This is a genomic window from Amycolatopsis sp. WQ 127309 (assembly GCF_023023025.1).
In the GTDB taxonomy this organism is placed as follows: Bacteria; Actinomycetota; Actinomycetes; order Mycobacteriales; family Pseudonocardiaceae; genus Amycolatopsis.
Genome location: NZ_CP095481.1, coordinates 5,914,082 through 5,931,160, shown reverse-complemented (window position 1 = coordinate 5,931,160; position 17,079 = coordinate 5,914,082). Strand labels below are relative to the sequence as shown.

General features: G+C 73.7%; 2 protein-coding genes. Both read right to left on the bottom strand.

Going from position 1 to position 17,079, the window contains the following annotated elements:
• Positions 1-23: 23 nt before the first annotated feature.
• Positions 24-8,936 (bottom strand): type I polyketide synthase, encoded by an 8,913-nt coding sequence (locus tag MUY22_RS27900; RefSeq protein WP_371827690.1) that lies wholly within the window; start codon positions 8,934-8,936, stop codon positions 24-26.
• 76 nt (positions 8,937-9,012) lie between these two features.
• Entirely contained in the window at positions 9,013-17,073 is an 8,061-nt protein-coding gene (locus MUY22_RS27890; protein ID WP_247064167.1) for a type I polyketide synthase, read from the bottom strand.
• Positions 17,074-17,079 lie beyond the last annotated feature (6 nt).

Genomic DNA, 17,079 nt, shown 5'->3' with positions numbered 1-17,079 from the left:
GTGGGTACGCCGGGCCGCCTCGGTCACGAGGTGCCGAACTTCTTGTCGATCAGCGCGAAGATCTCGTCGTCGGTCGCGTCGTCCAGCTCGTCGCCGAGGGCGGCGGGGACGTCCGCGGCCTGGTGCCAGGCCGTGCCCAGGTCCTTCAGCCGGGCGCCGATCCGGGCCCGGGCTTGTTCGTCGGGGGCCAGGTCGGTCAGCTCGTCCGGGCCGAGTGCGGCGAGCGCCGCCTCCAGCCGGTCCAGCTCGTCCAAGAGGGACACCGGGCCGGGGCCCTGTGCCGGCATCAGCTCGGCCCGCAGGTGCGCGGCCAGGGCCCGCGGGGTCGGGTGGTCGAACACGAGCGTCGCGGGCAGGGACAGCCCGGTCGCCGCGTCGAGCCGGTTGCGCAGCTCCACCGCGGACAGTGAGGTGAAGCCGAGTTCCTTGAAGGGCCGGGCGGGTTCGATCGCGCCGGAGTGCCCGAGCACCAGCCCGGCGGTCTCGCGGACGAGGTCCTCCAGCAGCCGGGTGCGTTCGGCGTCCGGCACGGCGGCCAGCCGTTCGGCGAACCCACGTTCGTCCACTGTGGATACTTCCGGTTGTGGCGCGAGGTCGGCCAGCAGCGGGCTGGGCCGCGACGCGGTGAACCCGGGCGCGAACACCGGCCAGTCGACGTCCGCGACGGCGACGAGCGCGGACGGCTCGGCCACACCCAGCGCCGTGACGGCGACCCGCGGGTCCATGGCGGTGAACCCGGCACGTCCGAGCCGGTCGCCGACCGCGCCGGCGGCCATGCCGTCACCGGCCCACGCGCCCCAGGCGATCGAGGTGGCCGGCAGACCGTCCGCACGACGCTGTTCAGCGAGCGCGTCGAGGTAAGCGTTTGCCGCGGCGTAGGACGCCTGGCCGGCGTTGCCGACCGTGCCGGCGAAGGCGCTGAACAGCACGAATGCGTTCAGGTCGCCGGTCAGCTCGTGCAGGTTCGCGGCCGCGGTCGCCTTCGCCGCCAGGACGTCGGTGAAGCGGTCGGCGGTCAGCGCGTCGAGGACGCCGTCGTCGAGCACGCCGGCGGTGTGCACCACCGCGCCGACGGGGTGGTCGGCGAGGAACGCGGCCAGCTGGGCGCGGTCCCCGGCGTCGCACGCGGCGACGGTGACGTCGGCGCCGAGTGCGGTCAGCTCGGTTTCGAGGGCGGCCGCGCCGGGGGCGGCGGGGCCGCGGCGGCTGATCAGCAGGAGGCGTTCGGTGCCCTGGCCGGCCAGGTACCGGGCGACGGCCGAGCCGAGCGCGCCGGTGCCGCCGGTGATCAGCACTGGACCGGCGGTGGCCCAGTCGACGTCGCCGCGTCCCGGGCGGGCCGGGGTCAGGCGGCAGGCGAACAGGCCGTTCGCCCTGAGTGCGAGCTGGTCTTCGCCGGTGCTGCCGGTCAGAACGCCGGTGAGCCGGGCGGCGGCTCGGTCGTCGAAGTGCTCGGGCAGGTCGATCAGCCCGCCCCAGCGGCGTGGGTGTTCGAGGGCGGCGGTGCGGCCGAGCCCCCACAGCATGGCCTGGTCGGGCCGGGCCACGCGGTCGGCCGGGTGGGTGGCGACCGCGCCGCGGGTGGCGACCCACAGCGGTGCGTCGATGCCCGCGTCGCCGAGTGACTGCAGCAGCGTCGTGGTCACCTGCGGGCCGAGGCCGCCGAGGGCGAGCACGCCGTCGACGTCGTCGAGTGAGGCCAGGCGGATGGTCAGGGTCTCGCGGTCGGTGTCGTCGGTTTCGAGGATGGTGACCGCGGCGGCCTGGGTGAGTGCGTCGATCGCCGGGTCGTTCGTCTCTCCCGGCGGGACTACGACGAGCCATGAAGCGAGGTCGCCGGGGGCCGGATCGTCTGCCGGCCGCCAGGTGATGGCGTAGCGCCAAGTGTCCACTGTGGACGTCTTGGCGGGCTGTCGTGCGGTGGTTTCGAGCCAGAACCGTTCCCGCTGGAACGGGTAGGTGGGGAGGTCTTGCAGCGCGCGTTTTCCTCGGAAGACCGCGGTCCAGTCCGGCTCCACGCCGGCGACGAACAGCGTTGCCAGGGCGGTCCGCAGTGCGAACGGTTCTTCGCGGTCACGGCGTTGTGTTGCGACGAACACCGCTGGTTTGGCCACGCAGTCCTGGGCCATGCCGGTGAGCACGCCGTCCGGGCCCAGCTCGACGTAGGTGTCCACGCCGGAGGCTTCCAGCGTGCGGACGCCGTCGAGGAACCTGACGGCCTCGCGGACGTGGCGGACCCAGTAGTCGGCGTTGAACCCGGTGATCTGCTCGCCGGTGACGTTTGAGACTATCGGTATAGCCGTCTTACTGTAAGACAGAGACTCCGCTATACCGCGGAACTCGGCCAGCATCGGGTCCATGAGGGGCGAGTGGAACGCGTGGCTCACGGTGAGCCGCTTGGTCTTGCGGTCCGCGAAGTGCTCCGCCACGGCTTTTACCGCAGTCTCGTCGCCGGAGATGACCGTCGAGTCCGGGCCGTTCAGCGCCGCAACGGTCACACGGTCTGACAGATATACCGAAACTTCGGCTTCGGTGGCCTGGATCGCGACCATCGCACCGCCGGTGGGGAGCGCCTGCATGAGACGGCCACGCGCGGCGACCAGCCTCGCGGCGTCGGCCAGCGTGAGAACGCCCGCGACGTGGGCCGCGGCCAGCTCGCCGATCGAGTGGCCGAGCAGCTGATGTGGAGTGATGCCCCAGTGTTCGAGCAGGCGGAACTGGGCCACTTCCAGGGCGAACAGTGCGGCCTGGGTGTAGGCGGTCTCGTCGAGCAGGGTGCCGGGCTCGGCGAACATGACCTCCTTGAGCGGGCGGTCCAGGTGGGCGTCCAGGTGGGCGTCCAGGTGGGCGCAGACCTTGTCCAGGGCGTCGGCGAACGCCGGGAACTCTCGGTACAGCTCGCGGCCCATCCCCGGGCGCTGGCTGCCCTGGCCGGTGAACAGGAACGCGATCCGCCGCCCTTCGGAGGCCTCGCCGGTGGGCACGGACGGCGCGCCGGCGGCTAGGGCGGTCAGGCCGGCCAGTAGCTCGGTTCGGTCGGCCGCGACCAGTGCGGCGCGGTGGCGGTGTGCGGACCGGGTGGTGCTCAGTGCGTGACCCAGCTCGGCGAGGGTCAGTTCCGGCGACGCGGTGACGTGCGCGGCCAGGCGAGCGGATAGCGCCCGTAGGGCGGGCGCTGAGCGGGCCGACAGCACTACTGGGCCGTTCTCCAGGGACTCTTCGGCAAAGTCGTCAGAAGGGGCCGCTTCCAGGACTACGTGCGCGTTCGTGCCGCCGATGCCGAACGACGAGACACCCGCGCGGCGGGGGCGGCCGGTGTCGGGCCAGGGCGTTGACTCGGTGAGGAGCGCTACCGTGCCCTCGCTCCAGTCGACCTCGGGGGTCGGCTCGTCGATGTGCAAAGACTTCGGCAGCACTCCGTGGTGCATGGCCAGGATCATCTTGATGACGCCGGCCACGCCCGCCGCGGACTGTGTGTGGCCCAGGTTGGACTTCACCGAGCCCAGCCACAGCGGTGCGTCCGTGCGGTCTCGGCCGTACGTTGCGATCAGGGCCTGTGCCTCGATCGGGTCGCCCAATGAAGTGCCGGTGCCGTGCGCTTCGACGGCGTCCACTTCGGACGGTGTCAAGCCCGCGTCGGCCAGGGCTTGGCGGATCACTCGTTGCTGTGACGGGCCGTTCGGGGCGGTCAGGCCGTTCGACGCGCCGTCGGAGTTCACCGCGCTGCCGCGCAGCAGCGCGAGGACGCGGTGGCCGTTGCGTCGGGCGTCGGACAGCCGTTCCAGCAGGATCAGGCCGACGCCCTCGCCCCAGCCCGTGCCGTCCGCGCCGGCGGCGAAGGCCTTGCAGCGGCCGTCGGCGGACAGGCCGCGCTGGCGGGAGAACTCGACGAACGCGCCCGGCTTGGACATCACCGTCGCGCCGCCGGCCAGGGCCAGCGAGCACTCGCCGTTGCGCAGCGCCCGCGTCGCGAGGTGCAGCGCCACCAGTGACGCCGAGCAGGCCGTGTCCACCGTGACCGCGGGGCCCTCGAGCCCGAAGGTGTAGGCGACGCGGCCGCAGACGACCGAAGCCGCGTTGCCGGTGAGCAGGTAGCCCTCGACGCCTTCCGGCGACTCGTGCAGGCCCGGTGCGTAGTCCTGGCCGTTGGTGCCGATGTACACGCCGGTTTCGCTGCCCCGCAACGAGTCCGGGTCGATGCCGGCGCGCTCGAACAGCTCCCACGACGTCTCCAGCAGCAGCCGTTGCTGCGGGTCCATCGCCAGCGCTTCGCGGGGCGAGATGCCGAAGAAACCGGCGTCGAACTTGTCGGCGTCGTAGAGGAACCCGCCTTCGCGGGCGTAGCAGGTGCCCTTGTGGTCGGGGTCCGGGTCGTAGAGCGCGTCGAGGTCCCAGCCGCGGTTCGCCGGGAACGGCGCCATCGCGTCACGGCCCGCGGCCAGCAGCTCCCACAGGTCCTCGGGGCTGCCGACGCCGCCGGGGTAGCGGCAGGTCATCGCGACGACGGCGATCGGGTCGTCGGCCACGGCGTCAACGACCGAGCCGACCGGGGCGAAGTCGCGCTCCCCCGCCTCGCCGCCGAGCAGCGCGGCCAGGTCCAGCGGTGTGGGGTGGTCGAACGCGACGGTCGCGGGCAGCTTCAGCCCGGTCGCGGCGCTGAGCCGGTTGCGCAGCTCGACCGAGGTCAGCGAGTCGAAGCCCAGCTCGCGGAACGCGCGACGCGGCTCGATCGCGTTCGGGGAATCGTGCCCGAGTACGCCCGCGACGTGGGCCCGCACCAGGTCGAGCAGGTAGCGCTCGCGGTCGGCGCCGGTCAGCGTGGCCAGCTGCCCGGCGAACCCAGCGGGCGCCGGGGCATCTGTGTTGGACGGTGTGAAAGCGCCGAGCAGCGGGCTCGGCCGGGACGCGGTGAACACCGGCACGAACCGGTCCCAGTCGACGTCCGCGACGACCGAGACGGTGTCGCCCTGCTCGATCGCCCGCGTGATGCCGGTGACGGCGAGCGCGGGGTCCATCGCGACCAGGCCGTCACGGCGGAGGCGGTCGCCGCGCAGGGTGTCGTCGGCCAGGCCGCCGCCCGCCCAGTGGCCCCAGCCGATCGCGGTGGCCGGGAGCCCGTCGGCCGCGCGCTGCTCGGCCAGGGCCTCCAGGAACGCGTTCGCGGCGGCGTAGTTGGCCTGGCCCGCGTTGCCGACCGTGCCGGCGAAGGAGGAAAACAGGACAAACGCGTCGAGGTCGCCGGTCAGCTCGTGCAACGCGAGGGCCGCGTCGAGCTTGGGGCGCAGGACGTCGTCGAAGCGGTCGTCGGTCAGGGAGGAGATGACGCCGTCGTCGAGGACGCCGGCGGTGTGCACGACGGCCGTCAGGTCGAGGCCGTCGAGCAGCGCGGCGAGGGCGTCGCGGTCGGCGACGTCGCACGCGGCGATCGTCACCTCGACGCCGAGGGCGGTCAGCTTCTCGCGCAGCTCTTCGGCACCCGGTGCGGACGCGCCGCTGCGGCTGGTGAGCACGAGGTGCTCGGCGCCGTTCGCGGCGAGCCACTGGGCGACTTGGCCGCCGAGCGCGCCGGTACCGCCGGTGACCAGCACGGTTCCGCGCGGCCGCCAGCCGTCGGCCGCCGGACGCGGCCGGGCCCGGACGAGCCGGCGGGCGAACACGCCGGAGTCGCGCACGGCGAGCTGGTCTTCCCCGGTCCCGGCGAGCACCGCGGCGAGCCGGGCCGCGGCCCGGTCGTCGAGGGTCTCCGGCAGGTCGAGCAGGCCGCCCCAGCGGTCCGGCTGCTCCAGCGCGGCGACCCGGCCGAACCCCCAGGTCAGGGCCTGATCGGGGTGGCGGACGCGGTCGCCGCGGCCGGTGGTGACCGCGCCGGAGGTGATCGTCCACACGGGAGCGTCCAGATCGGACTGCAGCAGCTTCGTCGTGGCGGTGAGCGCTTCCCGGCCGTCGCCGACCAGGGAGACGATCCCGGTCAGCGGTTCGTCCGTCGGCTCCCGGCGGACGTCGGCGCCGTGCGTGGTCAGCGCGTCGGCGACGCCGAGGTCGTCCTCCCCCAGCACCAGCCAGACGCCGGACAGCTTCGTGCGCTCGACGTCGACCGGCTCCCACGTGACGCGGTATCGCCAGCCATCTACAGTGGACGAGTCCAGGTGACGCCGTCGCCACGCGGCGAGCGCGGGCAGCACGTCGCGGAGGGTGTCCTCGGGCAGGCCGAGGTCGAGGTCCGCGCGGTCGACGGCGGCCCAGAACCCGCCGTCCGAGCCGCCGGCGGCAGCCGCGGGGGCGTCGAGCCAGTACCGGTCGCGCTTGAAGGCGTAGGTGGGCAGGTCGACGACCCGGCCGCCGCCGAACACCTTCGCCCAGTCCGGCGAGACGCCGTGGACGTGGGCGTCGGCCAGCGCGGTCAGGAACCGGCGGAGGTCGCCTTCGTCCCGGCGGAGGGTGCCCAGCGCGACGCCGAGATCGTCCACAGTGTCCTGAAGGCCGATCGTCAGCACCGGGTGCGGGCTGCATTCGACGAACACCGAGTGGCCGCGGGCGAGCAGCGCGCGGGTGGCGTCCTCGAAGCGGACGGTGTTGCGGAGGTTGTCGTACCAGTAGCGGGCGCCGACGATCGTGGTGTCGATCGGCTCGCCGGTGACCGTGGAGTAGAACGGGATTTCGGCCGTGCGGGGCTGGATCGGGCCGAGCACGTCGAGGAGTTCGGCTTCCAGGGACTCGACGTGCGCCGAGTGCGACGCGTAGTCCACCGGGACCCGCTTCGCGCGGATCTCGCGTTCGGCGCAGCGGTCCATCAGCTCGTCGAGAGCGTCCGCGTCACCGGAGACGACGGTCGAGCGCGGGCCGTTGACCGCCGCGACGGAGATCCGGTCGTCGATCAGCTCGGTGACCTCGGCGTGCGGCAGCGGGATCGAGACCATGCCGCCGCGTCCGGCGAGCGCCAGGATGGCCTTGCTGCGGAGGGCGACCACGCGGGCACCGTCCTCGAGGGACAGTGCGCCCGCGACAACGGCCGCCGCGATCTCGCCCTGCGAGTGGCCGACCACGGCCGACGGCTCGACGCCGTACGACCGCCACAGCGTCGCCAGCGAAACCATCACCGCCCACAGCACCGGCTGGACGACGTCGACCCGGTCGAACCCGGGCGCGCCTTCGACACCGCGCAGGACGTCCGCGAGCGACCAGTCCACAAAGGATGCAAGGGCGGCTTCACATGAGGCCATCCGGGCCGCGAACACCGGTGACTCGTCGAGCAGCCCGACAGCCATGCCGGCCCACTGGGAGCCCTGGCCGGGGAAGACGAACACGGACTTCGCGCCACCACGGGCCGAGCCGCGCACCGCGGCCGGGACGACGTCGCCGCGGCCCAGACCGGCCAAGACGTCGAGGGCCTCGTCGCGAGAGGCGGCCGCGAACGCGACCCGCTCCGGCAGCGCCGCGCGCGTTGTCGCCAGCGACCAGGCGAAATCGGGCAGGGCGAGGTCGGGGTCGGCCAGTCGTTCGGCAAGCCGGGCGGCCTGCTCGGTAAGCGCTTCCGCGGATCGGGCCGACAGGACGATCGGAACGACACCGGCGGTTCCGGACGGTGTGATCTCAGCAGCGGGCGCCTGCTCCAGCACTGCGTGCGCGTTCGTTCCGCTGACGCCGAAGGACGACACCGCCGCGCGGCGCGGCCGGTCGGCCTCGGGCCACGGCCGGGCCTCGGTGAGCAGCTCGACGGCCCCGGTGGACCAGTCGACGTGTGGCGTCGGCGCGTCGACGTGGAGGGTCCGCGGCAGCGCGCCGTGGCGCATCGCCATGACCATCTTGATCACGCCGCCGACACCCGCGGCGGCCTGGCTGTGCCCGATGTTGGACTTCAGCGACCCGAGCCACAGCGGCGTCTCGCGGTCGCGGCCGTAGGTGGCGATCAGGGCCTGCGCTTCGATCGGGTCACCCAGGGTGGTTCCGGTGCCGTGCGCTTCGACGGCGTCCACTTCGGACGGTGTGAGCCGCGCGTTGGCCAGCGCCTGCCGGATCACCCGCTGCTGCGCGGGACCGCTCGGCGCGGTCAGGCCGTTGGACGCGCCGTCGGAGTTCACCGCGCTGCCGCGGACGACGGCGAGGACGCGGTGGCCGTTGCGCTGCGCGTCGGACAGCCTTTCCAGCACGAGCATGCCGGCGCCCTCGGCCCAGCCGGTGCCATCCGCGGCCGCGGCGAACGGCTTGCAGCGGCCGTCGGCGGACAGCCCGCGCTGGCGCGAGAACTCGATGAACGTCGCGGTCGTCGACATCACGGCGACGCCGCCGGCGAGCGCGAGCGTGCACTCGCCGGACCGCAGCGCCTGCCCGGCGAGGTGCAGCGCGACCAGCGACGACGAACACGCCGTGTCGACGCTGACCGCGGGCCCTTCGAGGCCGAGGGTGAAGGCGACCCGGCCGGAGGCGACGCTGCCCGCGCTGCCGTTGCCGAGGTAGGCCTCGACGTCGGCGGGCGCGTGCGGCAGCCGGGAGCCGTAGTCGTGGTACATCACGCCGGCGAACACCCCGGTGCGGGTGCCGCGCACCGACTCCGGCGGGATGCCCGCGCGTTCCAGGGCCTCCCACGAGATCTCCAGCAGCAGGCGCTGCTGCGGGTCCATCGCCAGCGCCTCGCGCGGCGAGATGCCGAAGAACTCGGCGTCGAACTCGTCGGCGGCGTGCAGGAAACCGCCTTCACGGGCGTAGAACGTGCCCGCGTGGTCGGGGTCCGGGTGGTAGAGCGCGCCGAGGTCCCAGCCGCGGCGCTCGGGGAACCCGGCGACCGCGTCCCGGCCCTCGTCGACCAGCTCCCACAGGTCCTCGGGCGAGCGGACGCCGCCGGGGTAGCGGCAGCTCATCCCGACGATGGCGATCGGTTCGGCGTCGCGCTCCCGCTCCTCGCGCAGCTCCCGCCGGACCTGCCGCAGGTCCGTGGTCACCCGCTTGAGATAGTCCCGCAGCTTGTCCTCAGTGGACATTCAGCTCACCCCAGCCCGTCGGCATGTCGCCCATTCCTCACACAGTCCCGAGTTCGCTGTCGATCAGCGCGAACATCGCATCGTCGTCGGCGGTGTCGATCTCGACGTCGTCCGCCGGGTGCTCGTCGTCGGTCCATTCGGCCAGCAGGGCCCGCAGCCGCGCGGTGATCCGCACGCGGTCCGGGTCGCCGGAGTCCACCGTGGACAGTGCGCCGCGCAGGTGGTCCAGCTGCGCCAGGACCGGCAGGTCCGACACCGCCGGTGCGGCCGGTGCCAGCTCGGTCAGCACGTAGCCGGCCAGCGCGCGCGGTGTCGGGTGGTCGAAGATCAGCGTCACCGGCAGGCGCAGGCCGAGGGCCGCGGTGAGCCGGTTGCGCAGTTCGACCGCGGTCAGCGAGTCGAAGCCGATCTCCTTGAACGCCTGGTCGCCGTCGATCGTCGCGGCCGAGGCGAAGCCGAGCACGGTCGCGGTCTCGGCCAGCACGGCGTCCAGCGCCAGTTGCGGCCGGTCCGCGTCGGGTGCCGCCGCCAAGCGGCCGGCCAGCGACGCGGTGCTCGCCGGCTCGTCGGCCCGGCGGGAGCGGGTCCGGATCAGCTCCCGCAGCAGCGGCGGGACGTCCCCACCGGCGCGGGCCCGGAGCGTGGCCAGGTCCAGCCGGGCCGGGACGAGCGCGGCGTCGGCCTGGCGCAGTGCGACGTCGAACAGCGCGAGGCCCTCGGCGCTGGGGAGCGCGCCCACGCCGGACCGGGTCATGCGGCTCAGGTCGGTGGCGGCGAGGTGCCCGGTCATGCCGCTGCGCTCGGCCCAGAAACCCCAGGCCAGCGCGGTGCCGGGCCGTCCCTGGGTGCGGCGGCGTGCGGCGAGTGCGTCCAGGAACGCGTTAGCGGCGGCGTAGTTGCCCTGCCCGGCGGTGCCGAGTGTCGCGGCCACCGAGGAGAACAGCACGAACGCCGTGAGCGGCCGGTCGGCGGTCAGCTCGTCCAGGTGGACGGCCGCGTCGACCTTCGGCCGCAGGACGGCGGCCAGGCGCTCAGGGGTCAGCGAGGCGAGGACGCCGTCGTCGAGCACCCCGGCCGCGTGGACCACGCCGGTGAGGTCGGGCAGCCCGTCGAGCAGGCTCGCCAGAGCCGTGCGGTCGGCGGCGTCGCAGGCGGCGATCGTGACGTCGGCGCCGAGTGCGCGCAGCCGTCCGGCCAGCTCCGGCGCACCCGGTGCGTCCAGGCCCTTCCGGCTGGTCAGGACCAGCTTGCGGACGCCGTGCCCGGTGATCAGGTGCTCGGCGAGCAGCGCGCCGAGGGTGCCGGTGCCGCCGGTGACGAGAACCGTGCCGTCGAACACCGGCAAGTCGCCCTCGGCGGGCTTGACCCGGCGCAGCCGCGGCACGTACGTCGTACCGTCCTGCACGGCGAGTTGCGGCTCCCCCGAGGCGAGCGCCCGCGGCAGGAGGTCTTCCTCGCCCGGGGCGACGTCGGCGAGGACGAACCGGCCGGGGTGCTCGGACTGGGCCGCGCGGATCAGGCCCCAGACCGCGGCACTCGCCGCGTCGTCCGCGCGGGCGCCCGAGGTCAGCAGGACCAGCTTGGCCGCCGCGAAGCGCTCGTCGGACGTCCACCGCCGGGCCAGGTCCAGCGCGCGGGCGGCGGCCGCGTGGGCGCGTTCGGCCAGCTCGTCCGGCTCCGGTGCGACCCGGACGACGACGAAGCCTTCCGGTGCTTCTTCGAGATCGTCACACCAAAGGACAGTGGAGTCCGCTTCGGACGGTTCGAGTTCGGTCCAGTCCACCCGGAACAGTGAGTCGGGTGCGGCGCCGGTGAGGGTTCGCGTCAGCGGCCGCAGCAGCAGCGAGTCCACTGTGGCCACCGGGGCGCCGGTCTCATCGGCCACGGCGAGCGCGAGTTCCCCCTCCCCCACGGTCAGCCGGACGCGCACCGCGGTCGCGCCGGTGCGGTGCAGCGTGACGCCGCGCCAGGAGAACGGGATGCTGCTCGTGCCGTCGGCGCCGATCAGGACGTCGTGGCCGGCGGCGTGGAGTGCGGCGTCGAGCAGGGCCGGGTGCAGCCCGAACCGGGCGGCGTCCTCGGTCGGCAGGACCACCTCGGCGTAGACGTCCCGGCCGGAGCGCCAGGCCGCGCGCAGGCCCTGGAACACCGGGCCGTACCCGAACCCGGCGTCGGCGAGGTCCTGGTAGAGCGCGTCGACGTCGATCGGCTCGGCCGCCGGCGGCCACGCGGTCAGCGCGGTCCCGACCGCCGACGCCGTGCCGAGCACGCCGGTCGCGTGCCGGGTCCAGTCGCCTTGGTCGTCCTGGCGAGAGTGGAAGGTGATCGCGTGGCGGCCGTCTTCGTCGGCCGGGGCGACCGCGACCTGGACGGTGACCGCGCCGCACTCCGGCAGGAGCAGCGGGCCCTCCAGGGTCAGCTCTTCGAGCGTGTCGCAGCCGGTGTCCTCGGCCGCGCGCAGTGCCAGCTCGACGAACGCGGTGCCGGGCAGCAGCACGGTGTCGAACACCGCGTGGTCGGCCAGCCAGGGGTGGGTCCGCCGGGCCGGCCGCCCGGTGTAGAGCAGGCCGCCGGTGCCGGCGAGCCGGACGGCGGCGCCGAGCAGCGGGTGCCCGGCCGCGCCGAGGCCGGCCGAGGACAGTTCGCCCGCGCCGGCCGCGGCTTCGAGCCAGAACCGCTGCCGCTGGAAGGGATACGTCGGCAGGTCTTCGAGGACGCGGCCGCCGGGCAGGACCGTGCTCCAGTCCGGGGTGGCGCCGCAGACGTGGGCCTGCGCCAGCGCGGTGAGGAACCGGGCCGGGCCGCCGTCGTCGCGTCGCAGGCTGCCGACGGCGACGGCGTCCGCGCCCAGTTCGTCCACGGTGTCCTGGACGCCGATGGTGAGGACGGGGTGCGGGCTGCACTCGACGAACACCGAGTGGCCCCGCTCGGCGAGCAGGCGCACGACCGCTTCGAACCGGACCGTGTTGCGGAGGTTCTCGTACCAGTACCGGGCGTCCATCACCGTCGTGTCGAGCGGTTCGCCGGTGACGGTCGAGTAGAACGGCACCTCCGCGGCGCGCGGCCGGATCGGGGCCAGGACGTCCAGGAGTTCGGTCTCCAGGGAGGCCACGTGCGCCGAGTGGGACGCGTAGTCCACCGGGATCCGCTTCGCGCGGATTTCCCGGTCCTCGCAGCGGTTCACCAGTTCGTCGAGCGCGTCGGCGTCCCCCGAGACCACGGTGGACCGTGGGCCGTTGACCGCCGCGACCGAGATCCGGTCGTCGATCAGCGCGGCCACTTCGTCGTGCGGCAACGGGATCGAGACCATCCCACCGCGTCCGGCCAGGGCGAGGATCGCCTTGCTGCGCAACGCGACGACCAGCGCGCCGTCCTCAAGGGACAGTGCGCCCGCGACGACCGCTGCCGCGATCTCTCCTTGCGAGTGACCGACCACAGCCGACGGCTCGACACCGTGCGCGCGCCACAGCGCGGCCAGCGAAACCATCACCGCCCACAACACCGGCTGGACCACGTCCACCCGGTCGAAGCCCGGCGCACCCTCGGCACAGTGCACGACGTCGAGCAGCGACCAGTCCACATGGGACGCCAGCGCGTCCGCGCACTCTTCGAGCCGCGTCGCGAACTCGGGCGACGACCCGGCCAGCTCGACCGCCATCCCGGCCCACTGCGAGCCCTGGCCCGGGAAGACGAACGCCGTTCGCCCGGAACCGCGCACCGAACCCGTGACGACGTCGGGCGAGCTGCCGCCGTCGGCCAAGGTGCGCAGCTGGTCCCGGAGATCGGTGCCGAGCAGCACGGCGCGCTGCGGGAACCGTGCCCGCGTCGACGTCAGGGTGTGCGCGATGTCCACATCGGACACCGTCGCGTCCGTCAGGTAGTCCAGGAGGTTCTTCACCTGGTCTCGCAGTTCGCCCTCGGTTCGCGCGGACAGCACGACCGGCGCCGGGCCGGAAGCGCTCTCCGGCGCGTCGGTCGCGGGGGCCTGTTCGAGGACGGCGTGGGCGTTGGTGCCGCTGACGCCGAAGGACGACACCGCGGCCCGGCGCGGCCGGTCGGTCTCCGGCCACGGCCGCGTCTCGGTGAGCAGGGCGACGGTGCCGGCGGACCAGTCGACGTGCGGGGTCGGCTCGTCCGCGTGCAGCGTGCGCGGGAGGACGCCGTGGCGCAGGGCCTGGACCATCTTGATCACGCCGCCGATACCCGCGGCCGCCTGCGTGTGCCCGATGTTGGACTTCAGCGACCCCAGCCACAGCGGCGTCTCGCGGTCCCGGCCGTAGGTCGCGATCAGCGCGTCGGCCTCGATCGGGTCACCCAGGGTGGTCCCGGTGCCGTGCGCTTCGACGGCGTCGACGTCCGAAGCAGCCAGTCCGGCGGCGGCGAGCGCGCGGCGGATGACGCGTTGCTGCGAGGGGCCGTTGGGTGCGGTGAGACCGTTGGACGCGCCGTCGGAGTTGACCGCCGAACCACGCAGCACGGCCAGGACCTGGTGGCCGTGGCGCTGGGCGTCGGAAAGCCGTTCCAGCACCAGGACTCCGGCGCCCTCGGCCCAGCCGGTGCCGTCCGCCGCGGCGGAGAACGCCTTGCAGCGGCCGTCGGCGGACAGCCCGCGCTGGCGGGAAAACTCGATGAACATGCCGGGCTGCGACATCACGGCGACCCCGGCGGCCAGGGCCAGCGAGCACTCACCGCCGCGCAGGGCCTGCGCCGCCCAGTGCAGGGCGACCAGCGACGACGAACAGGCCGTGTCGACGGTGACCGCGGGTCCTTCGAGGCCGAACGTGTAGGCCAGCCGGCCGGAGACGACGCTGCCGGTGGTGCCGGTGAGCAGGTAGCCGTCGGCGCCGCCGGCCGCTTCGTGCAGCCGCGGGCCGTAGTCGGTCGCCATGGCGCCGACGAAGACCCCGGTCGGCGTGCCGCGCAGCCCGGCCGGGTCGAGACCGCCGCGTTCGAGCGCTTCCCAGGTCAGCTCCAGCAGGACCCGCTGCTGCGGGTCCATCGCGACGGCTTCCCGCGGCGAAATGCCGAAGAACGCCGGATCGAAGTCCGCGACGCCGTCGAGGAACCCGCCGCCGCGGGCGTAGGTCGTGCCGGCGTGTTCCGGGTCCGGGTCGTAGAGCCCGTCGAGGTCCCAGCCGCGGTCGGCCGGGAAGCCGCCGATCGCGTCGACGCCCTCGGCGACCAGCCGCCACAGGTCTTCGGGGGTCCGGACGCCGCCGGGGTAACGGCAGCTCATCGCCACGATGGCGATCGGCTCGTCGCTCGCGGCCACGGTCTCCGCGGCGGCTTCCGGAGCGTCGGACAGCTCGGCTTCCAGGTGCCGGGCGAGCGCCGCCGGCGTCGGGTGGTCGAACAGCACGCCGCTGCCGAGCCGGAGCCCGGTCACCTGGCCGAGGTGGTCGCGCAGCTCGACCGCGGTGAGCGAGTCGATGCCCAGTTCCTTGAACGTCCGTTCCGGGTCGACGTCGGACGCGCCGGCGTAGTCGAGCACCACCGCGACCCCCGCGCGGACGACGTCGCCGAGGCGGCGATCGCGCTCGGCGGCAGGCAGGTCCGCGACGCGCTGCGCCCACGACCGCTCTACCGGTGCAGGGGTGCGCGCGGGGCCGTCGAACCAGTGCCGGCTGCGCTGGAACGGGTAGGTCGGCAGGTCGACGCGGTTGCCGCGGTCGCCGTAGACCGCGATCCAGTCGACGTCGGCACCGTGGACGTGCAGCTGTGCCAGGACATTGTGGAGGGTGAACGTCTCGTCGCGGTCCCGGCGCAACGCGGCGGCGAAGGTGCCGGAGACGCACTCGCGGGCCATCGCGCACAGCACGCCGTCCGGGCCCAGCTCGACGAACACGGCGTCACCGACAGCGCTTACAGCGTCGGCGAAACGGACGGCCTCGCGCACGTGGCGCGTCCAGTAACCCGGGTCGGCGAGTTCCTCGGCGGTGGCGAGACGGCCGGTGAGGGTGGAGACGATCGGAATCCGCGGCTCTCGGTAGGTCATCCTTTCGGCGACGGCGCGGAAGTCGTCGAGCATGGCGTCCATGTGCGGTGAGTGGAACGCGTGGCTGACGGTCAGTCGCTTGGTCTTGCGGCCTTCGAACCGCGCGGCGAGAGTCAGAACCGCTTCCTCGTCACCGGAAACGACGATCGACTCGGGACCGTTCACCGCCGCGATGCTCACCGCGCCGGACAGCCGCGGGGTGATTTCGGCTTCGGTCGCTTGGATCGCGAGCATCGCGCCGCCACTCGGCAACGCCTGCATCAGCCGGCCGCGCGCCGCTACCAGCTCGGCCGCGTCGTCGAGCGAAAGCACCCCGGAGACGTGGGCGGCGGCCAGCTCACCGATCGAATGTCCCAAAAGGACAGAAGGTCGGACGCCGAAGCTCTCCAGCAACCGGAACAGCGCGACTTCGAGGGCGAACAACGCCGGCTGGGTGTACTGGGTCTGGTCGAGCAGTCCCGTAGGCTCGAACAGTACGTCGAGCAGCGGCACGTCGAAGCGCGCGCAGACGTCGTCGAGCGCGGCCGCGAAGACCGGCTGGGTCGCGTAGAGCCCCTGTCCCGCACCGGTTCGCTGGCTGCCCTGACCGGAGAACAGGAAGGCGACCGGACGCGCGTCCCGCGTGGTCCCGCGGACCACCGACCGCGACGAACCCCCGGCGGCGAGGACGTCGAGCGCCCCTGCGAGGTCGCCGTCCGGCACGACCACGGCGCGGTGGTCGAGGGACGCGCGCGTCGTCGCCAGGGAGTACCCGACGTCGACCGGGTCGTGTGCGGCCAGCCGGTCCCACAGCGATTTCGCCTGCGCGGCCAGCGCTTCCGGCGACCGGGCGGACAGCACGAGCGGCAGCGGGTCGCCGCCGCTCGTCCGGTGTGCCGGAGCCGGAGCCGCGGCGAGCACGACGTGGCAGTTGGTGCCGCCCATGCCGAACGAGCTGACGCCGGCCAGCCGGTTCGGCCCGGTCCACGGCGTCGCTTCGGTCGGCACGCGCAGGTTCAGGGTGTCAAGGAGGATGTCCGGGTTGGGCTCGGTGAAGTTGAGGCTCGGCGCGATCTCGCCGTGCCACAGGCACAGCACCGCCTTCAACAGCCCGGTGATGCCGGCGGCGCCTTCCAGGTGGCCGACGTTGGTCTTGGCCGACCCGACGAGCAGCGGGGCGCCGTCCGTGCGGGCCGCGCCGATGACCGCGCCGAGCGCGGCGGCCTCGATCGGGTCGCCGACGCGTGTGCCGGTGCCGTGCAGCTCGACGTACTCGACGTCGCCCGGCTCGGTGCCGGCCCGTTCGTGCGCCAGCCGCAGCACCTCGCGCTGCGCGGATTCACTCGGCGTGGTCAGGGTTTCCGCGGTGCCGCCGTTGTTCACGGCCGTGCCGCGGATGACGCCGTAGACGCGGTCGCCGTCGGCGAGGGCGTCGGCGAGCGGGCGCAGCACGACCAGACCGCCGCCTTCGCCGCGCACGTAGCCGTTGGCGCGGGCGTCGAAGGTGAAGCAGCGGCCGTCCGGCGACAGCCCGCCGAAGCGGGACGCGCCGACCGCGCTGGCGGCGATCAGGTTCAGGTTGACCCCGCCCGCGAGTGCCACCGCGGATTCGCCGCGGCGCAGGCTTTCGCAGGCCAGGTGCACCGCGACCAGCGACGACGACTGTCCACAGTCGACGACCAGGCTCGGCCCGCGCAGCCCGAGGGTGTAGGAGACGCGGTTGGCGATGACGCCGCGGTGCCCGCCGGTCAGCGAGTGCTGGGTGCTGACGCCGTGTTCGGTGAGCAGGTGCGCGTAGTCGTCCCAGATGGCCCCGAAGAACACACCCGCGTTGTCGCCGTCGAGGCGGGCCGGCGGCAGGCCGGCGTCCTCCAGGGCCTCCCAGCTCAGCTCCAGCATCAGCCGCTGCTGCGGGTCCATCACCGCGGCTTCGCGCGGGGAGACACCGAAGAAGGCGGCGTCGAAGCCCTCGACGTCGTCGAGGAAAGCGCCGTACCCGGTGCCGGGCGCGTCGTCCGGCCCTTGCCAGCGTTCGGGCGGGGTTTCGGTGATGGCGTGCCGGCCACGGCGCAGCAGGTCCCAGTACGCCCCCGGCCCGGGCGCGGCGGGCAGCCGGCAGGCCATGCCGAC

Bases quoted from the DNA above. Each gene is read 5' to 3' on its own strand.
- MUY22_RS27890 (WP_247064167.1), bottom strand. From the start codon at position 17,073: ATGGCCTGCCGGCTGCCCGCCGCGCCCGGGCCGGGGGCGTACTGGGAC.